The 19,798-nt window shown below is 73.0% G+C and carries 14 protein-coding genes; 6 read left to right on the top strand and 8 right to left on the bottom strand.

The window, feature by feature from the left end:
* Positions 1-96: 96 nt before the first annotated feature.
* From HUV60_RS19175 to HUV60_RS19190, 4 genes are all read right to left on the bottom strand, one after another.
* Complete coding sequence (locus HUV60_RS19175) at positions 97-1,299, bottom strand: flavin-containing monooxygenase (RefSeq protein WP_257848482.1); 1,203 nt, start codon at positions 1,297-1,299, stop codon at positions 97-99.
* Between the two features lie 185 nt (positions 1,300-1,484).
* Positions 1,485-2,153 (bottom strand): pyridoxine/pyridoxamine 5'-phosphate oxidase, encoded by a 669-nt coding sequence (locus HUV60_RS19180; RefSeq protein ID WP_257848483.1) that lies wholly within the window; start codon positions 2,151-2,153, stop codon positions 1,485-1,487.
* 64 nt (positions 2,154-2,217) lie between these two features.
* Complete coding sequence (locus tag HUV60_RS19185) at positions 2,218-2,643, bottom strand: pyridoxamine 5'-phosphate oxidase family protein (RefSeq protein WP_257848484.1); 426 nt, start codon at positions 2,641-2,643, stop codon at positions 2,218-2,220.
* 486 nt (positions 2,644-3,129) lie between these two features.
* Positions 3,130-3,765 (bottom strand): TetR/AcrR family transcriptional regulator, encoded by a 636-nt coding sequence (locus tag HUV60_RS19190; protein WP_257850155.1) that lies wholly within the window; start codon positions 3,763-3,765, stop codon positions 3,130-3,132.
* 134 nt (positions 3,766-3,899) lie between these two features.
* Here HUV60_RS19190 and HUV60_RS19195 point away from each other — a divergent pair, with 134 nt between their 5' ends.
* Together HUV60_RS19195 and HUV60_RS19200 are read left to right on the top strand one after the other, a co-directional pair.
* Positions 3,900-4,685: a VOC family protein gene (locus tag HUV60_RS19195; protein ID WP_257848485.1), complete on the top strand. Its 786-nt coding sequence runs from the start codon at positions 3,900-3,902 to the stop codon at positions 4,683-4,685.
* Between the two features lie 219 nt (positions 4,686-4,904).
* A complete protein-coding gene (locus HUV60_RS19200) occupies positions 4,905-7,259 on the top strand; it encodes a serine/threonine-protein kinase (protein ID WP_257850156.1) in 2,355 nt (784 codons plus the stop codon).
* Between the two features lie 677 nt (positions 7,260-7,936).
* On the opposite strand, the gene HUV60_RS19205 is transcribed toward HUV60_RS19200, so the two are convergent.
* Together HUV60_RS19205 and HUV60_RS19210 are read right to left on the bottom strand one after the other, a co-directional pair.
* Positions 7,937-8,128, bottom strand: coding sequence for a hypothetical protein (locus HUV60_RS19205; RefSeq protein ID WP_257848486.1), 192 nt, complete (start codon positions 8,126-8,128; stop codon positions 7,937-7,939).
* A 249-nt stretch (positions 8,129-8,377) separates the two neighbouring features.
* Complete coding sequence (locus tag HUV60_RS19210) at positions 8,378-11,407, bottom strand: AfsR/SARP family transcriptional regulator (RefSeq protein ID WP_257848487.1); 3,030 nt, start codon at positions 11,405-11,407, stop codon at positions 8,378-8,380.
* Between the two features lie 491 nt (positions 11,408-11,898).
* Between HUV60_RS19210 and HUV60_RS19215 the strand changes: the two genes are divergently transcribed.
* The 3 genes from HUV60_RS19215 to HUV60_RS19225 all read left to right on the top strand — a co-directional run bounded on the left by HUV60_RS19215 (position 11,899) and on the right by HUV60_RS19225 (position 16,137).
* Positions 11,899-12,756, top strand: coding sequence for an LLM class F420-dependent oxidoreductase (locus HUV60_RS19215; RefSeq protein ID WP_257848488.1), 858 nt, complete (start codon positions 11,899-11,901; stop codon positions 12,754-12,756).
* Between the two features lie 109 nt (positions 12,757-12,865).
* Positions 12,866-15,457, top strand: a complete 2,592-nt coding sequence (locus tag HUV60_RS19220) for a bifunctional FO biosynthesis protein CofGH (RefSeq protein WP_257848489.1) — start codon at positions 12,866-12,868, stop codon at positions 15,455-15,457.
* A 110-nt stretch (positions 15,458-15,567) separates the two neighbouring features.
* Complete coding sequence (locus tag HUV60_RS19225; protein WP_257848490.1) at positions 15,568-16,137, top strand: hypothetical protein; 570 nt, start codon at positions 15,568-15,570, stop codon at positions 16,135-16,137.
* Positions 16,138-16,147: 10 nt separating this feature from the next.
* Here HUV60_RS19225 and HUV60_RS19230 read toward each other — a convergent pair whose 3' ends face one another.
* Positions 16,148-16,489 (bottom strand): DNA-binding protein, encoded by a 342-nt coding sequence (locus HUV60_RS19230; RefSeq protein WP_257848491.1) that lies wholly within the window; start codon positions 16,487-16,489, stop codon positions 16,148-16,150.
* 397 nt (positions 16,490-16,886) lie between these two features.
* Here HUV60_RS19230 and HUV60_RS19235 point away from each other — a divergent pair, with 397 nt between their 5' ends.
* Positions 16,887-18,023, top strand: coding sequence for an ADP-ribosylglycohydrolase family protein (locus HUV60_RS19235; RefSeq protein WP_257848493.1), 1,137 nt, complete (start codon positions 16,887-16,889; stop codon positions 18,021-18,023).
* Between the two features lie 43 nt (positions 18,024-18,066).
* Here HUV60_RS19235 and HUV60_RS19240 read toward each other — a convergent pair whose 3' ends face one another.
* Positions 18,067-19,635, bottom strand: a complete 1,569-nt coding sequence (locus HUV60_RS19240) for a sodium:solute symporter family protein (RefSeq protein ID WP_257848494.1) — start codon at positions 19,633-19,635, stop codon at positions 18,067-18,069.
* Positions 19,636-19,798: the final 163 nt, after the last annotated feature.

Consider the following 19,798-nt stretch of genomic DNA (forward strand, 5'->3'; position numbering starts at 1 on the left):
CCTCCTCCCCCGGCGGTACGCCGCCCGGTACGCCGAGCCGTGTCGGCAGGCGGACCGACAGGGGGCCGCCCGGACCGGTACCGGAGGCGGTGGTTCTCACCCGGGGAGCCGGGAGACGCCCGGAGCCCCGCGGCGGGTCAGTGCCTTGGCGATCTTCTCCGCGTCGATGGCCAGTTCACGGAGGTTGCCGCTGATGGGGTTGGTGAAGCCGGTGAAGTACAGGCCGGGGGCGTCGGGCGGGGTGGCGGCGCCGCGGGCGAGGGGTCTGCCCCGGTCGTCGAGGACGTCGAGGTGGCCGACGAGACCTTCCAGGGCGCGCGTGTACCCGGTGGCTGCGATCACCGCGTCCGGGCCGACGCGGTTGCCGTCGGCGAGGACGACCTTCCCGTCCTCGAAACCCTCGACGGCGGCCACGATCTCCACCGTGCCCTTGCGCACGGCGTCGACCAGGCCGACGTCCTGCACGGGAACGGCGCCTTCCAGCACCCTGCTGTAGAGGCCGCTGTCCGGGCGCGGCAGGCCCTGGGCGGAGAGGTCCGGCATCGTCACCCCGGCCTGTATTCGGCACAGCCGGTCGACGAGCCCCACCGGCAGCCGGCGCACCAGGACGGCCGAGTTCTGGGCGGGCCAGCCCGCGGTCGAGCGGCGCACGAGGTGCGGGGCGGTACGGACCGACAGCCGTACCCGGGAGGCGCCGCCCTCCACCAGGTCGACGGCTATCTCCGCGCCTGTGTTGCCGACTCCCGCGACGAGGACGTCCTGGCCGGCGAAGGGCTGCGCGTTGCGGTACTCGCGGGCGTGCAGGAACGTGCCGGTGTAGGCGTCCAGTCCGGGCCAGTCGGGCAGCCGGGGTGTGTGGTTGAAGCCCGTCGCGACCACGACCGCGACGCCGGTCAGCTCGCGGCCCCCGGTGGCATGCAGCAGCCAGCCGGTGCCGTCGGCGGTGCGCTCGATGCGGGAGACCTCGACCCCGGTGACGATCTCCAGGCGGTGGTGCTCGGCGTACTTCTCCAGGTACCGGACCATGTCGTCGCGGGCGACCCACCGTCCGAACCGCCGCGGTATCGGCAGGCCGGGCAGCGCGGACAGGCGCCGGGTCGTGTGCAGTCGCAGCCGGTCGTAGTGGTGCCGCCAGGACGCGCCCACGCGGTCCGACCGCTCCAGGACGACGGCCCGCACGCCCCGGGCGCGCAGCGCGTACGCGACGGCGAGTCCGCCGGGACCACCGCCGATGACATAGACGGGACGGTCCTCCTGGTGCGGTGCCGCGGGGCTCGGGGAGGTGGTGGAGTCGGCCATGAGCGCGAGCGTAATCCCACACATGCTTGATGGGTCTCGGTCAAGACCGGAATTGGTTGCGGATTGATCACGTCTGCGGGATTCGGGTGGGGCCGGTGACATAGGGCGCCCGGATGTGAAGGGGGCACCCTGCGTGATGCGCCCCGGCCCGAACCGTCCGGCCTCGCGCCGCCGTTACCGCTTCCTCACGGCCAGAGGAGTTCCCTGGCCCACTTCTCCCGCGGCGACCGGCGGTAGCGCAGACGGGTGTGACGGCGGAGGGAGTCGCCCTGGAAGAACTCCACCTCGTCCGGGCGCAGGCGGTACAGGGTCCAGGACGGAGCCGGGGTGTCCGGCTCCCGCCGCGCCAGCTCCCAGGCGGCCTGTGAGGCGCGGGCCAGCTCCTCGGGGGAGCCGAGTGGCTCGCTCTGGCGGCCGGTGAGAGCGGAGGCCAGCGCCCCGGTCGAGTGGGCGCGCAGATCGGCGCGCGCCTCCTCGGCCGGGGCGGTGACGACGGGCCCGCGGACCCGGACCTGGCGGCCCAGCACCGGCCAGTAGAAGGCCAGTGCCGCGTACGGGCGGGCGGCGAGGTGGCCGCCCTTGCGGCTGTGGGTGTGAGTCGCGAAGGACCAGCCGTCCGCGTCCGCGCCGTGCAGTACCACGATCCGTACGTCGGGCAGCCCTTCCGCGTCCGCCGTGGCGAGCGACATGGTGTGCGGTTCGGGCTGGCCGGCCGCCACCGCCTCGGCGAACCACCGCGTGAACAGCGGCAGCGGTTCGGCGGGGGCGGCGGCCGGGTCGAGCACCGGAAGTTCGGTGGCCTCCGGGTCCCACACCCGAAGCGCCCTCAGCAGCTCGTGAAGATCGGTTCCCATGCCTCGGTTGTTCCTGTCCCTCGCGTCGTCGTACCGCCGTGCGGACCGTCGTCCGGATCCGCTCTCACACGGATCCGAGGTCGGACGACACCCAGCGCTCGGGCCGCATGCGCACGACGACCTGCTCGCCGTGGTCCTTCCAGGCGAAGGCGACATAGCCCTCGACCTTGTCGGCCGGGAGGTAGCGGGAAGCGAGCTCCCGCAGCTGCTCGACGGTCGCCGGGGTGGTCTCGACGACCGGCCCCTCGACCGAGACGTAGCGGATGGTGGGGTCGAGGCGGTCGACCATGAGGGAGAACCGGCCCGCCGCACCGATCAGCCGGTTCTTGCGGGAGTCCAGTCCCGTCATGATCCATACGTCTTCGCCGGGCGCGTACTGGTACCAGATCGGCACGGTGAGGGGCGCGCGCCCCTCACCCGAGTCGACGGCGATCGCGGCGACATGGGGCTCGGCCAGGAACTGTTCGCGCTCTTCTCGGGTCAGGGCCATTCCGGGTTCCTCCTGCGACGTCTGCGGCGTGCGGGCTGCCGTGGTTGCTGGGGTGTCACTCGGGCGTGCTCGTGCGCGGACCGGCCCGCATCCGCGCGGGCGGATCGTCGGCCGGCCTACGGAGTGCTCAACGGGAGCGCGCGCGGCCGTGTTCCCTTTTCCCGGTATGGACCTCTCGCCTCCGCTCGTGTCACCGGCGAGGGCGTCGGGCACGGTGCCGGCGGTCCGGCTGCCACGACTGCCTTGGCGGTCACACCCGTCGGTGCCCTCGTCGGTCAAGCCGCCTGCCACGGCGGGTGGTCGGAGGAGGGTGTGAGGGGAGAGGGCGGCGTCCGTGGCCCGTGTGTGCGTGGCCCCGGTGCGCGGGGCGGCCCGGCCGAGCGGCCGGAAAAGCGGCAGGCGGTGGTCCACCGGAGTGGACCACCGCCTGCCGGACAGGACGTGGGGCAAGTGAGGGATGAGAGGAAAGGGCTCGGGGCGTCCCGCTCACTTGGTCGGCTTCTTGCCGGTGACGCCCAGGTACACCAACAGGGCCAGGCTGGGCTTGAGTTCCGCCTGCTTCACACCCCAGGAGGTGAAACCTTTCTGGTGCGAGGCGGCGGCCGCGAGCATGGTGACCAGGGACCCGGCCATCGCGGCGGGACTGACGTCCTTGTCGACCCGTCCCTTGGCCTGCAACTCGGCGACGGCGTCCGCCAGGGAGCTGTTCACCGAGTTGAGGATCTTCATGCGGATCTTGTAGAAGCGCTTGTCGCCCTCGGCGGCACCGAGATCGACGACACGCAGGATCGCGTCGTTGCGCTTCCAGAAGTCCAGGAAGCCGTCCACGAGTTCCTGCGCGGTCTGCCAGCCGGCCTTGCCGACCCAGGACCGGCCCTCGATCAGCTCCGTCAACTCGGCGCCCCCGGAGGCCATGTGCTCCGCGATTTCCAGGACGGCGCCCTCGACGTCGGGGAAGTACTGATAAAAGGTCGCGGGAGAGGTCCCCGCCTTCCGGGCGACATCGATGACTTTGACATCCCGGTAGGGGGAGGAGCTGAGCATCTCGCTGAGGCAGTCGAGCAGCTTCTGCCGGGTCGCCTGCCCTCGCCGGCCGGCCACGCGGCCGTCGACGGTACGCACTTGTCCTGTCATGACGTCAGCTTACCGAGGGGTGATGGGAGCGCGATTCGGCCGACTGCAAATGGGGTGTGAGGTGTGTCCGCGCCGGGTGTGCCTGGTCTGCGCGGTGCGTGCGGCGCCGCTACTTTGACGGCATGGCCGAAAACAGGGCATCGGAGTACACGGAGGGCACCCCGTGCTGGGTGGACGCGCAGCTTCCCGACGTGGAGGCGGGCAAGCGGTTCTACGGCGAACTCTTCGAATGGACGTTCCAGGATCAGTCGGAGCAGCCCGAGTGGCCCTCACCGGCCACGCGCCCCGCGCGGTCCGTGCGCCCCTCGCCGCCCCTGGGGACGGTGCGGGCCCTGCTCGGCGGCAAGCCGGTGGCGTCCCTCGCGCACAAGACGGACGGCCGGCTCCCCACCGTATGGACGGTGTCCTTCGCGACCCCGGACGCCGAGACGCTGTGCCGGCGGATTCTCGCGGCGGGCGGGCAACTCGTCTCGGCGCCGCGCGCGGTCGGCGGACTCGGTGTCACCGCGCTCGTCACGGACCCCGAGGGTGCCGTCTTCTCCCTGTGGCAGGCCGGTGAACGACCCGGCTTCGGCCGCCGGCACGAGCGGGGCGCCTTCGCCTGGGTCGAGCTCTACACCCGGAACGCCGAGGCGGCCAACGCCTTCTACGGTGCCCTCTTCCATGACGCCCTGTTCGGGAGGAACGCCGAGCCCGACTTCGGCCGTGCCCCGGTCCTTGACGTCTTCCCGGCCGAGATGCCGCCCCATTTCCTCGTGCACTTCGCCGTCGAGGACCCCGAGGCCGCCATGGCGGACGTGACCCGGCTCGGCGGCCGCGTCCAGGTGCCGCCCTTCGAGACGTCGTACGGCACGGTGGCCGTGGTCACCGACGACCAGGGCGCCTCCTTCGCCCTGCTGTCCCGCTGAGCGGTTCCCGGGGTGGTCCTTCGGCCGCCCACCCTGCCCCTTGTCCGCCCCATTGCTTTGCATATGACACCGGACACCCCTTATGTCGCCGGGTTCGCAACCAGGGCCCCGGACAGGAAGAATCGGGGTGCGTGCCGCCACGGGGCTGCGGTGGTGAGACGCTGCACTTCGGTCGCGCACAGGTGGTGGCGCGATTCGCACGGGGAGGTGGCAGGCAAAGTGGTGGATCAGCTGACGCAGCACGATCCGCGGCGTATTGGGCCGTTCGAGGTGCTGGGACGGCTGGGTGCCGGCGGCATGGGGCTGGTCTATCTCGCGCGGTCGGCGTCCGGCCGGCGCGTGGCGATCAAGACGGTCCGCACCGAGCTGGCCGAGGACCAGTTGTTCCGCGTCCGCTTCACACGCGAGGTGGAGGCGGCCCGGGCCGTCTCCGGTTTCTACACCGCGGCCGTGGTGGACGCCGATCCGCGCGCCGCCGTGCCGTGGCTGGCCACCGCGTACGTCCCCGCGCCCTCGCTCGAGGAAATAGTGAACGAGTGCGGGCCGATGCCGGCCCAGGCGGTGCGCTGGCTGGCGGCCGGAGTGGCGGAGGCGCTGCACTCGATCCACGGAGCCGGGCTCGTCCACCGCGACCTCAAGCCGTCGAACGTCCTCGTCGTCGAGGACGGCCCGCGGGTGATCGACTTCGGGATCGCCTCCGGTGTGTCGAACACCCGCCTGACGATGACGAACGTCGCCGTCGGCACCCCCGCCTACATGTCTCCCGAGCAGGCCAAGGACTCCCGCAGCGTCACCGGTGCCAGCGACGTGTTCTCCCTCGGGTCCACCCTGGTCTTCGCGGCCACCGGACACGCCCCGTTCCACGGCGCGAACCCGGTCGAGACGGTCTTCATGCTGCTGCGTGAGGGCCCGGACCTGGACGGTCTCCCGGACGAGCTGCGTCCGTTGATCGAATCCTGCATGCAGATGGACGCGCCGGCCCGGCCCAGCCCCGCCGACCTCCAGTCCCAGCTCGCCCCGCACCTGTTCGGCTCCGGCTCCGACGACAGCGGTACGGCCTCCGCGTGGCTGCCCGAGCGGGCGGTGAGCCTGATCGAGGGCCGTCGCAACGGGCGTCCGCCCGCCCGTCCCGCCCCCGTCCCGGGCCGCAGCGTCGGTGGCGGCCGGCCCGCGGTGCCGCCCCCGCCCCCGGTCGACCCCGTCATCCCGCCGCCCCCGCCCCGGCCGCCGGTGCCGGCCGGCGCCGCCCCCGACACGGGCCCGGTCCGGCTGGCCGGTGCCGCGGTGCCCATCGGTCCCGGCCCGCGCGTAGCCGACACACGCGCCGCCGCCGTCAAGGCGCCCCCGCCGGAGGCCGCCCTCGCCGCCTCCTGGTCCAAGCCCCGCCCCGGCGTCAACGGGGACGACCCCGCCCCGGGCGGGACGCCTCCCGGGGCGCCGGAGCAGCCGAGCGGCTGGCGGCCGTGGCGCTTCCGGATGTCCAACGACGTATGGGGCATCCCGTCCGTCGCCGGTGACCTCGTCTACGTCACCTCCTTCGAGGTGCACGCCCTCGACGTGGCCACCGGCCGCCGCCGGTTCAAGACCCGGGACGTCGCCTGGTCGATGGCGGTCGCCGACGGCCGGATCCATGCCTCCGACGGCCCCACCCTGTTCGCCCTGGACGCCCGTGAGGGCGGCGACCTGTGGCGGCTGTCCACGGACGCCTGGGTGTACTCGCTCCAGGCCGACCGCGGCACCGTCGTCACCGGCACCCGCGGCGGCGGCGTGCAGGGCTGGGAGGCGTCCACCGGCCAGAAGCTGTGGGAGGTCACCGGCTGCCAGACCGACTTCGAGTCCCCGGAGGCCGGCCCCGCCGTCCACGACGGCACGGTCTACGTCTGGCAGGACGCCCGCCTGCGCGCCCTGGACGCGCGCACGGGCGAGGAGCGCTGGTCGTACCCCATCGGCGACGCGGCCTCCTGCGGCGGTGTCCCGGTCCGCCTCGCCCCCGCGCCCGACGGATACGTGTACGTCTGCGCGGGCACCCGCGTCCTGGCCCTGGACATCGCCGGCGGGCACGTCCGCTGGCACTTCGAGGCCCCCGCGGTCTTCCTCTCACCGCCCGCCTTCGTCCCCGGCCCGGCCGTCGCCGGCGGCGGTGTGTACCTCGCCGACTACCTCGGCACGGTCTACGCCCTCGACGCCACCGACGGTCGCGACCGCTGGCGCATCGCCACCGAGGCCCGCTCCTCCGTGGAGCCGGTCCTGGCCGCCGCCGGGCACGTCCACGTCGGCAGCGGCAAGGGCCTCTACACCCTGGACGCCGTCACCGGCACGCCCAAGTGGCGCTTCCAGTCCGGCGGCGACATCGTGGGCGCCCCCGCGGTCGCCGAGGGCCGGATCCACTTCGGCTCCACCGACCATCTCCTCTACACCCTGAAGTCCGACGACGGCCGGCTGAGATGGAAACTCGCGACCGGCGGCGAGATCACCGGCTCCCCGGTCGTCCGGGACGGGGTCGTCTACGCCTGCAGCAAGGACCGTTGCGTCTACGCCCTGGACGCGGAGAAGGGGACGGCCCGGACGACGTGACGGCCGCCCCGGGGCCGGGCGCGCGATGGTCGCCCGGATCACGCCCCCGGAGCGCGGGACCCGGCGGGTACCCACCCCGCCACGGCCGCCGCCTGCCGCCCGCGATCCGGGGCGGCAGGCGCATCCCGGAGCGGGAGCGCCCGGCGGTCGTTTCCGGCACAGGCTCCGGGGGTCTGGGGTCTGGTGGTCCGGAGGTCCGCAAGCACGGACGGGGGCACCGGCGAAGGCGGTCGGCGCCGTGCTCCGGACGTCCCGCCCGTCGGCCGCTCCGTGTGGCGGGGGACCGCCGTCGCCCGTCGTTGAGGGACTGGGGGACTGTCCGGGCGCCCGTACCTCCGCGTGCGGCGCCGCGAACGGCCGTGCTCCGACGCTGTCCCGCCACGCGTCGGGACCGGGAGGGTGCCGAGGAGCGGGCTGAGGGGGGAGAGCCGGGGCCGGCCCGCCCGCTGTTTCCGGGCAGGCGGACGGGCCGCGACGGCTCCCCCTCCGTGCCGTCGCGGCCCATCCGTTTCCCGTGCTGTGCGGTCCGCCTGGACTCTGTTGCTCAATTCGGGGGAGGGTCACGCACCGCGTCCGAGAGGGGCCGGCCGGGGCCGGACCGCTTCCTCGCGAGGCCCGTTCCCTGCGCCCCGTCGACGGGCCGGCGTCACTCTCCGCAATGGAGCAGCAGAGTCCGCCTACCGGGTCGGTCTGAAAGGCTCCGACGTGGCGTGGATGTCCTTGGTCTCCAGCGGCTCGTCCGTGGCGTGGATGTCGCCCTGGGCGGTGGCGCCGCCGTCCTCACTCTTGCCGTCCTGGGCCTTGGTGCCGAGCGGCTCCGAGGTGGCGTGGATGTCGCCCTGCGGCTTGACGACCTGCTCGTCGCTCATGATTCTTCCTGCTCCCCTGTGTGGTGTTCCTGCCGTCCGGCCCGTCCGGGCACTCCCCCGAGGGTGACCGGACGGGCCGTTTCGGCCGCTCGGCCCTGACGGGCCTGTGCTGTGACCTCTCCTGACGACCCGCCTGCCCCCCGACGCGACGGATCGACTGGGTCCATCGTCCCGCCCGGCGATAAACGAACGATGAACGCCGCGACGACGGGCATCGACACAGCCCGCGGCCTCCCCGCCGTGCCGCCCTCAGGCCGCCTCGACCGGCGTCAGCAGGGCCCGTACCGCTGCCGCCTCCGGTGACCCGAGCGCCTCGTAGATACGGACCGCCTCCTCCCAGCAGACGCGGGCGCGGCCCGTGTGGCCGACGCCGGTGAGGGCGTGGCCCAGGACGGTCAGGACGTTGCCGCGCCGCCACTCACCACCGATGCCGCGCAGCACCGTCAGTGCCAGCTCGGCGTTCGCCGCGCCCTGGGCGTACCGCTGCCCGGCGAGGTCGACCTCCGCCAGGCGGAACAGGGTCATGCCCTCCCACAGCCGCTGCCGGCTGTCGCGGAAGACCTCCAGCGCCTCCAGGAGCCGGTCGGCCGCGTCGACGAGCCGGTGGCTCTGGGTGAGGGCCATGCCGAGGGCGTAGCGGCCGTTCGCGCCGCGCAGGGAGTTGCCCATGGCGTCGTAGATCTCCATGCCCTCCTGGGCGAGCGCCACGGCGCTGTCGGTGCTGCCGGCGGCGAGCCGGACCCGTGAGAGGTTGCAGAGCGCGCTCGCCTCACCGGGGCGGTCGCGCAGCGTCCGGAAGTGCGCGATGGCGTGGGTCAGATGCTCCTCGCCGGCCTCGGTGCGGCCCTGGTAGAGGGCGATCACTCCGCGGGCGTTGTGGGCCCAGCACACGGGCAGCAGGTCGTCGGCCCGCCGGGCCAGCCGGACGACCTGATCGGCCTCCTCGTCGGCCAGGTCGAACCGGCCGCCGTCGAGGTGCGCGTGCGCCAGCGTCATCAGCGCCCGTGCCTCCACCCGCGCGACACCGGCCTTCCGGGCGGCGTCGAGAAGGGTACGCGCGGTGGCCTCGTACTCCTTGGAGTTGGCCCCCGACTCCGACAGGTCCACGGCGGCCCACAGCAGGTCGATGCTCCGGCGCAGCGTGTCCGGCAGGTCGGCGCACTGGCGGGCGAAGGACAGCAGGCAGTTCGCCTCGGTGTAGAGCCAGTCCCGCGCCGCCCTGCGGTCGGGGAAGCGCAGTCCGGGGTGGTCGGTGGCGGCCAGATGGTCGGCCAGCCGGTCCCCCGGCCGCTCGAGTGCGTACACGCCCGCCGCCGTCGCCAGGTAGAAGTCCAGCAGGCGGGAGAGGGCCGCGGCGCGTTCGCCCGGGGGCCGCTCGTCGCGTTCGGCGCAGGCGCGCGCGTAGAGGCGGACCAGGTCGTGCAGGCGGTAACGGCCGGGCGCGGCGGACTCCAGCAGGGAGGTGTCCACCAGGGACTCCAGCAGGTCCTCCGTGTCGTCGGCCGGGAGGTCCAGGACGGCCGCGGCCGCCGCCAGGGAGATGTCGGGGCCGTCGGCCAGGCCGAGCAGGCGGAAGGCGCGGGCCTGGGCGGGCTCCAGCTGGCCGTAGCCGAGTTCGAAGGTGGCCTTCACCGCGAGGTCGCCCGCCTGCAGTTCGTCCAGGCGGCGGCGCTCGTCGGCGAGCTTGGCCGTCAGCACGGACACGGTCCAGGTGCGGCGGGCCGCGAGACGGGAGGCCGCGATGCGGATGGCCAGCGGGAGGAACCCGCACGCCGCGACGACGTCCAGTGCGGCCTCGCGCTCCGACGCGACCCGCTCCTCGCCCACGACCCTCGTGAACAGGGCCAGCGCCTCGTCCGGGGACATCACGTCCAGGTCGACCAGGTGGGCGCCGGCCAGGTCCACCATCCGCACCCGGGACGTCACCAGGGCCGCGCAGCCCTCCGTGCCCGGCAGCAGGGGCCGTACCTGGGCCGCGTCGCGCGCGTTGTCCAGCAGCACCAGCACTCTGCGGCCGTCCAGCGCGGAACGGTACAGCGCCGCCCGCTCCTCCAGCGAGTCCGGCACGGCCGCCTCCGGAGTGCCGAGGGCGCGCAGGAAGGCGCCGAGGACCGTCTCCGGCTCGGCCGCCCGGGAGCCCGCGCCCTGGAGGTCGACGTACAGCTGGCCGTCGGGGAAGACGGCCCGCGCCTGGTGGGCGACGTGCACGGCGAGCGTCGTCTTGCCGACGCCGCCTATCCCGGCCAGCGCGGACACCGCCATCACCCGGCCCTCGGCCGAGGCGAGGATCGCGCCGAGTTCGCGTACGAAGGACGAGCGGCCGGTGAAGTCGGGCACATTAGCGGGGAGTTGTGCGGGACGGACGGGGGAGGCGGCCGGTTCGGGCGGCGCGGGGGAGGAGGGCTCCGCCAGCTGGGGGTCCGCCCGGAGGATGCGCTGCTGGAGCTCCTGGAGGCCGGGGCGCGGGTCCACGCCCAGCTCGTCGGCGAGCAGCCGGCGGGTGTCCGCGTACACCGCCAGCGCCTCCGCCTGGCGGCCGCTGCGGTACAGCGCCAGCATCAGCAGCTCGCGCAGGCGTTCGCGCAGCGGGTGCGCCGCCGTGAGCGCCGTCAGCTCCGAGACGGCCTCCGTGTGGCAGCCCTGCTCCAGGTCCATGTCCAGCCGCGTCTCCGAGAGTTGGAGCCGCCACTCCTCCAGCCGCACCCGCTGCGCCTGTGCGTACGGGCCCGGTACGCCCGCCAGCGTCTCGCCGTCCCACAGCGCGAGGGCGCGGTCCAGGAGCGTACGGGCCGTGTGCAGGTCCCCGGCGTTCCTCGCCCGCTCGGCGTCGGCGGCCAGCCCCCGCGCCACCCCGACATCCAGCGCGCCCTCGCCCGTCCCGCGCACCGCGTACCCACCGGACTCGCTGACCAGAACGCCGGACCCCAGCGTCTTCCGCAGCCGGGACGCGTACGTACGGACCGCGGCCAGGGCCTGTGAGGGGGGCTTGTCGCCCCACAGGGCGTCGATCAGCTCGGCCGCCGTCGCCGTACGTCCGCCGCGGAGCAACAGGGCTGCGAACAGAGCGCGTTGCTGCGGACTGCCGGTGCCGACGGGCTCCCCGTCACGCCAGGCGCGCACCGGGCCGAGCACGCTGAAGCGCAGCACCGGCGGGGCGGGCGACTCGGGCGGCTCCAGCCGTTCCCGTGACTCCCGTGACTCCCGCGACGCCGGCGACGCCGGTGGCTCCGCCGGCGAACCGGGACGCCGCTGCTCCGGTACGCGCGGTGCGCCGTCCATGCAGTCTCCCTATACATCCTCAACAACCACGCCAGTCTGCCTTGTCCGTGACGGATGCGGCAGTCGTGCGAGACGGCGATCACACGGGCGCGCACGGTCCGCGAGTCCCCCCCCCACCTTCTGCGCACACGTGCGCACGTGTGCCGCACGGACGGTGCGCCGGGGGCCGGTGACCGCCCTGCGTTTGTGCCCGCCGTGATGGTCCACGGCCCCGGGCGTCCAGGCCCGCCGTCGTACTTCCGCCGGGGGCTGCCGGCGGCCCGGGTCCGCGAACGCGGCCAGGGCGGGGGCGCGGTGTGGTGTGGTGCGGTGCGGTGAAGCCCTCGCGCGGTGCGGTGAACTACCTTGCCAGGAAAGGGAATCGGCGGATTCGAGGGGGAGCCTACTGGTCGCCCTTCCTGACGCCGGAGTCGGTTCCGACTGGTCGGTATGGACAGATGCTCCGGGCCCGGGTATTGATGACTCCGTCGTCCGCGTACGAAAGGCCGCTCATGCGCATCGCCGTCACGATCTTCCTCACCGACGAGACGATCACCCCCACCCGGCTCGCCCGTGAGCTGGAACAGCGCGGGTATGCCGGGCTGTACCTGCCCGAGCACACGCACATCCCCGTCGAACGGACCACCCCGTACCCGGCGGGCGCCGAGCTGCCCCGGGAGTACACCCGCACCCTGGACCCGTTCGTCGCGCTCGGGCAGGCCGCGGCCGTCACCGGGCGGATCGGCATCGGCACCGGCATCACGCTCGCCGCGCAGCACGACCCGATCGACCTGGCCAAGCAGATCGCGACCCTCGACCACCTCTCCGACGGCCGGTTCACCCTCGGAGTCGGCTTCGGCTGGAACGTCGAGGAGGCCGCCGACCACGGCGTGCAGTGGCATACCCGGCGCGATCTGGTCCGGGACCGGATGGGCCTGATGCAGGCCCTGTGGTCGGAGGAACCGACCCCGTACGAAGGCGAGTTCGGCAGTGTCCGGGCCAGCTTCGTGTACCCCAAGCCGGTCCAGAAGCCGCGGGGCCCGGTCGTCGGGCCGCGCACCCTGGTCGGAGGGGCGGCAGGCCCGAAACTGTTCACGCACATCTGCGCGTACGCCGACGGCTGGCTGCCGATCGGCGGGCGCGGCCTGTCCGAGTCCCTGCCCGCGCTGCGCACCGCCTGGGCCGACGCCGGCCGCGACCCCGGTGCCCTCCAGGTCGTCCCGTACGCGGTCCGGCCCAGCCCGGGGAAGCTCGCCCACTACGCCGACCTGGGGATCGACGAGGTCGTGGTGCAACTGCCGCCGGAGGAGGAGGCGGGGGTGCTGCGGGCGCTGGACGCGTACCAGCCGTACGTCACCGACGCCCGATGAGGGCGCCCGGTGAGCACCTTCCGGGCACCCCGCCGGGTGCTCACCCGGCACCCCCCGGCCCCCGGACCGGCCCTCTATGTCCTGATCACCCCGAACGTATCCTCGAGGAATGACGACATCGGCATCCGCGACCTCCGGAACCGGCCCGACCGAGAACTCCATGCGTCGCGCCCTCAAACGGGCGAGGGACGGGGTGTCCCTCGACGTCGCCGAGGCGGCCGTCCTGCTCCGGGCACGCGGTGAGCAGTTGGAGGACCTGTCCGCCTCGGCCGCCCGGGTCCGGGACGCGGGCCTCCTGGCCGCGGGCCGGCCCGGAGTGATCACGTACTCGAAGAGCGTCTTCATCCCGCTGACCCGGCTGTGCCGGGACAAGTGCCACTACTGCACGTTCGTCACCGTGCCCGGCAGACTGCGCCGCGCCGGGCACGGGATGTTCATGTCGCCGGACGAGGTGCTCGACGTCGCCCGCAAGGGCGCCGCCGCCGGCTGCAAGGAAGCCCTGATCACCCTCGGCGACAAGCCCGAGGACCGCTGGCCCGAGGCGCGCGAATGGCTCGAGGCGCACGGCTACGACGACACGATCGCGTACGTCCGCGCCGTCTCCGTGCGCATCCTGGAGGAGACGGGGCTCCTCCCGCACCTCAACCCGGGCGTGCTGACCTGGACCGACTTCCAGCGCCTCAAGCCCGTCGCGCCGTCCATGGGCATGATGCTGGAGACCACCGCGACCCGCCTGTGGTCCGAGCCCGGCGGCCCGCACCACGGCTCCCCGGACAAGGAACCCGCCGTCCGACTGCGCGTCCTGGAGGACGCCGGCCGCTCCTCGGTTCCCTTCACCTCGGGCATCCTCATCGGCATCGGCGAGACGTACGAGGAGCGCGCCGCGTCCCTCTTCGCGCTGCGGAAGGTCTCCCGGGCCCATCACGGCATCCAGGAACTGATCATCCAGAACTTCCGCGCCAAGCCGGACACCGCGATGCGCGGCATGCCGGACGCGGAACTCGACGCCCTGATCGCCGCGGTCGCCGTCGCCCGGCACGTCCTCGGTCCCCGCGCCTGCATCCAGGCCCCGCCCAACCTGGTCGACTCCGAGTACGAGCGGCTGATCGCCGCAGGCATCGACGACTGGGGTGGCGTCTCCCCGCTCACCATCGACCACGTGAACCCCGAACGCCCCTGGCCGCAGATCGACGAACTCGCCGAGAGGTCCCGCGCGGCCGGCTTCGAACTGAGGGAACGCCTCTGCGTCTACCCGGAGTTCGTCCGGCGTGGCGAGCCCTGGCTGGACCCGCGGCTGCGCCCGCACGTGGCGGCGCTCGCCGACCCGGCCACGGGCCTGGCGCGCTCCGGTGCCCTCCCCGAGGGGCTGCCCTGGCAGGAGCCGGACGAGGCATTCACCGCCACCGGCCGTACCGACCTGCACCGCACCATCGACACCGAGGGCCGCACCGGCGACCGCCGTGACGACTTCGACGAGGTGTACGGCGACTGGGGCGCACTGCGCGAGGCCGCCGCCCCCGGCATGCGGCCCGAGCGCATCGGCACCGACGTACGCCAGGCCCTCGCGACGGCGGCCGGCGACCCGACCCGGCTCACCGACGACGAGGCCCTCGCCCTGCTGCACGCCGACGGCCCCGCGCTGGACGCCCTGTGCCGGATCGCGGACGACGTACGGAAGTCGGCGGTCGGCGACGACGTCACCTACATCGTCACCCGCAACATCAACTTCACCAACGTCTGTTACACGGGCTGTCGTTTCTGCGCCTTCGCGCAGCGCCGCACGGACGCCGACGCGTACACGCTCTCCCTGGACCAGGTGGCCGACCGTGCCCAACAGGCTTGGGAGGTGGGCGCGGTGGAGGTCTGCATGCAGGGCGGCATCCACCCCGACCTGCCCGGCACGGCGTACTTCGACATCGCGAAGGCGGTGAAGGAACGCGTCCCCGGCATGCACGTGCACGCCTTCTCCCCGATGGAGGTGGTCAACGGCGCCACCCGCACCGGCCTGTCGATCCGCGAATGGCTGACCGCCGCCAAGGAGGCCGGCCTGGACACCGTCCCCGGTACGGCGGCGGAGATCCTCGACGACGAGGTCCGCTGGATCCTCACCAAGGGCAAGCTGCCGGCGGCCACCTGGACCGAGGTCATCGAAACGGCCCACGACCTGGGCATCCGTTCCTCGTCCACGATGATGTACGGCCACGTGGACCAGCCCCGCCACTGGCTCGGACACCTGCGCACCCTCGCCGGTATCCAGCAACGTACCGGCGGCTTCACGGAGTTCGTCACCCTTCCCTTCATCCACACCAACGCCCCCGTCTACCTGGCCGGCATCGCCCGCCCCGGCCCGACGGCCCGCGACAACCGCGCGGTCACGGCGATGGCCCGTCTCCTCCTCCACCCCCACGTCCCCAACATCCAGACCAGCTGGGTCAAACTGGGCGCGGAGGGTGCGGCGGAGATGCTCCGTTCCGGCGCCAACGACCTGGGCGGCACGCTGATGGAGGAGACCATCTCCCGCATGGCGGGCTCCTCCTACGGCTCGTACAAGTCGGTCAAGGACCTGATCGCGGTGGCGGAGGCGGCGGGCCGCCCGGCCAGGCCCCGCACCACCCTGTACGGAGAGGTCCCGGAGGAACGGCAACGGGCGGCCGAGGCGTCGGACGGCCACCTGCCGGAACTGCTGCCGGTGCTGGACTGAGGGGCCGGGGGAGAGACCGAGCTGGGCAGGCCGGGCAGTAGGATGATCTGACCCTCGGTGTCCCCGACGCCAGGGGTCGGAACTCCGCCCGACCTAGGAGATGCGTACCGGTGCCTGCCCGTCTTCCTTCGTGGGCCTGGGTGACCGGGCTGACCACGGGGGCGCTAGCCGTAGTGGCGGTCCTGGGCGTCCAGGCGGACCAGGGGACGAAGCCCACCGCGTCCACGAGCCGCCCGAGCGCGCCGGCGACGGCGGACGCGAAACCGTCCGCCGAACCGGAGGAGAAGGAGACCGGGGCGGAGGCGGTCCCGGCGGACTCCGGCACCGGTCGCCGTATCGTCTACTCCCTCGACGCGCAGCAGGTGTGGCTGGTCGACGCCAGCGACGCCCCGCGCCGCTCCTTCGAGGTCTGGCCGGGGACGGTCGACCCCGACCCCGGTACGTACACGATCGGCACCCGCACCGGGGCCACGACCGGCAGTGACGGTGTGGAGGTCGAGCACGTCATCTACTTCGCCGTGAAGTCCGGCGTCTCCATCGCCTTCTCCCACGCCGTCGACGGCTCCTCGCCCCCGCCCGCCGAAGGCCGCCAGACCGGCGGTATCCGCGTGGCCAAGGACGACGGCGAGGTCCTGTGGACCTTCGGCACGGCGGGGACGCCGGTGCGGGTCGTCGAATAACCGTGTGAGGTCAGACCGTCTCGGCCACCCCACGTGGATGCCCGGCAGAGAGCAGGCCGATGTCCTCCACGTCGGAGGTCAGGATGGTCACCCGGCCGGGATGCCGCAGGGCGGTCGCGCAGAGCATGGCGTCGACGGCGTACTTGTGGTCGTGAAGGCCGGCGGCACGCAGCAGAGCGGCGGCGGACTGGGCGAGCGCCTGGGCGACCGGTTCCACGCGTACACGTGGGAGCGTCCACCGCGGCGCCGCATCGTTGATCTTCGGATGGACCACCTCGACCAGCACCACGGCGGAGGTGATCACGGGCGGATCGGCGTCACGGGCGGCCGACAGCCATGCGTGGACCCCCACTGCGAACGCGGCGACGCCCTCCGTGCCGCCGGCCGTGACGAGGAGGCCCTCGCCCACCACGGCCAGGCCCTGGTCCTGGCCGTGGACCCCGGGTACGCGAGCAGGGGCGTGGCCCTCTCCCGACTCGGCCGCCACGGCCGGGCGCTACGGCCGGGCGCTACGGGACCTGGACCGTGCTCTGGAACTGAGCCCGTCGTACGAGTGGGCGCGGGCGCGGCGTGACGAGGTCCGACGCCGTCTGGACGAGGCCGGGCGTAGGTGACCAGGTGGGGTCGGACCGGTCACTTCGGTCACCGCTCCCATACCTCTCCGTGCCCTGAGCCGATCCTGATCCGACCGCCCCTGTTCGCATACAGTGCTTGGCGTCGCACGTACGCACGGTGTCCGGGAGGTCTGGGTGGACGCGACTGGCGGACCCGTGTGGGGGCGCCGCGAGCAGCAGGACTTCCGCAGCCGGGTGCGCGGGACACTGCTCGGGGTGGCCCTCGGGGACGCGCTGGGCGCGCCCGTGGACGGCCAGGGCGTCGACGCGATCCGCCGGGCGCACGGTGCCGCCGGGATCACCGGGCTCGCCCCCGCCCACGGACGGCGCGGTGCCGTCACCCATCTCACCCAGATGACCCTGTTCTCCGTGGACGGCCTGATCCGCGCCCAGGTGCGGCGCGACACCGGTGCCTGGCACCCGCCGACCGACCTGCACCGCGCGTATCTGCGCTGGGCCACCACCCAGCGGGACTGGGGGCCCGACGAGCGCCGCAAGGAGGACGGGTGGCTCGCCCGTGAGGAGTGGCTCTACGCCCGCCGCGACCCGGCCCGCGCGCTGCTGATCGGGCTGGGGGACGAGAGGATGGGCACGCCCGAGGAGCCCAAGAACCCGGGTGAGGCGGGCCCCGAGGCGGCGGCCCGGTCGGCGCCCTTCGGGCTGCTCGTCGGCTGGGAGCCGCAGCTCGTCGCCCAGCTCGCCGTGGAGTGCGCGGCACAGACCCACGGTCATCCGACCGCCTACCTCGCGGCCGGCGCGTACGTGGTGATCGTGCACGGGCTGGCCCGGGGCGAGACCCTCGACACGGCGGTGCAGCGGGCACTCGCTCTGCTGGCCGCACGGCCGGGGCACCAGCCCGTGTCGGACGCCCTGCAGCACGCCCTGGGTGCCGTGCGGCAGGGGATGCCGACACCGGAGCGGGTGACCCGGCTGAGCGGGGCCGGGGACGCCGAGGGGCTCGTCGCCGTCGCCGTGTACTGCGCGCTGGTGGGGGAGGACATACGGCACGGGCTGTGCCTCGCCGTCAACCAGGACGGGCCCAGCGCGGCGGCCGGTGCGCTGACCGGCGGGCTGCTGGGGGCCCTTTACGGCGAAACGGCCCTCCCGCCGGCCTGGCTGGCCGAACTGGAGGGCCGTCCCACGCTGCTGGAACTCGCCGACGACTTCGCCATGGAGATGACCCAGGGTCCCGCCCTGCACGGGCCGGCCGGGTCGTCCCCGGCCTGGATGGCGCGCTATCCGAGAGGGGCGGGCGGCTCCCTGACCGGGTGACGCCCATGACTTCCCGGACGCCCGTGGCCGGTGGCGGGCGGTCCTAGTCCGTCGTCCGGGCGGGTGCCGCGTCCGGGGCTCCGGACTGCGCAGGCACCGCCGCCGCGGCGGAGTCGTCACCGTCGGTGTTGATGCGCTCGATGACCGCCATCCGTTCCGGGGTGTCCTCCGGCTTCGCGTAGCCGACCAGGACGTACAGGATCAGTGAGACGGCGAGCGGGATCGAGACCTGGTACTCCAGGGACACGCCCCCCTCGACGGCCCAGTGGACGGGGTAGTTGACCAGCCAGAAGGCCAGCAGGCCCATGGACCAGCTGGTGAGCGCCGCGGTCGGGCCCGAGCGGCGGAACGGCCGCAGCAGACCCAGCATCATCGGGATGGCGATCGGCCCCATCAGGCCGGCCACCCATTTGATGACCACGGTGATGATGTCCTTGAAGGTGGGCGAGTCGACCTGTGTCGCCACCGCCATGGACAGGCCGAGGAAGACCACGGTCGTCACCCGGGCCGCGAGCAGCCCCGTCCGGTCGTTCCAGCGCCGCGCCCTCGCCGACAGCACCGGGGCGACGTCCCGGGTGAACACGGCCGCGATGGCGTTGGCGTCCGAGGAGCACATCGCCATCGTGTGGGAGAAGAAGCCGACGATGACCAGGCCCAGCAGGCCGTGTGGCAGCAGTTGTTCGGTCATCAGCGCGTACGAGTCGGAGCCGTCCGCCTTCTGGGACTCCACCAGCAGCGGCGACATCCACATCGGGAAGAACAGCACCAGCGGCCAGACCAGCCACAGCGCCGCCGAGAGCCGCGCCGAGCGCTCCGCCTCGCGGGGTGTGGCCGTGGCCATGTACCGCTGGGCCTGGTTGAGCATGCCGCCGTTGTACTCGAAGAGCTTGATGAACAGGAACGCCAGCAGGAAGATCGTGCCGTACGGCCCGACCAGCGGCTCCGCATGACCCTGGAGCTCCGGCTCGTCCCACACACCGAAGAAGCCTCCGTGGTCACCGAGTTCGACCACCACGGCGAAGAACATGGCGAGACCGGCAAGCAGTTGGATGATGAACTGTCCCAACTCCGTCAGTGCGTCCGCCCACAGGCCGCCGATGGTGCAGTAGATCGCCGTGACCACGCCGGTGATGAGGATGCCCTCGTTGAGCGAGACGCCGGTGAACACCGCCAGCAGCGTGGCGATCGCCGCCCACTTCGCGCCCACGTCCACGATCTTCAGCAGCATGCCGGACCAGGCCAGCGCCTGCTGGGTCTTCAGGTCGTAACGGTTCTTGAGGTACTCCAGCGGGGACGCCACATGGAGCCGGGAGCGCAGCCGGTTGATCCGCGGGGCGAACAGCTTCGACCCGATGGCGATACCGAGGGCGATGGGGAAGGACCAGGTGACGAAGGACGTCACGCCGTACGTGTACGCGATGCCGGCGTAGCCGGTGAACATCACCGCGCTGTAGCCCGACATGTGGTGGGAGATGCCCGAAAGCCACCAGGGCATCTTTCCCCCGGCCGTGAAGAAGTCGCTGACGTCGCCCACCCGCTTGTGCGACCAGACACCGATGGCGACCATCACCGCGAAGTAGCCGATGAGCACCGCCCAGTCGAGACTGTTCATGTCCCCCCTTCCAGGGTCCGCCTTGTGAACTCCGCTCAGCTGGTTGACACTTCGCCCGAGCGGGGTAGGTCTGCGGTGGGTCCGAGGTGCTTGTGCGGCAGGGCGCGAAGTGCCCGCTCATCGTGAATGTACAGATGTGGGCATGACAATGATGGGGAGGGTC

Origin of the sequence: Streptomyces sp. KMM 9044 (genome assembly GCF_024701375.2) — a bacterium.
Classification (GTDB): Bacteria; Actinomycetota; Actinomycetes; order Streptomycetales; family Streptomycetaceae; genus Streptomyces.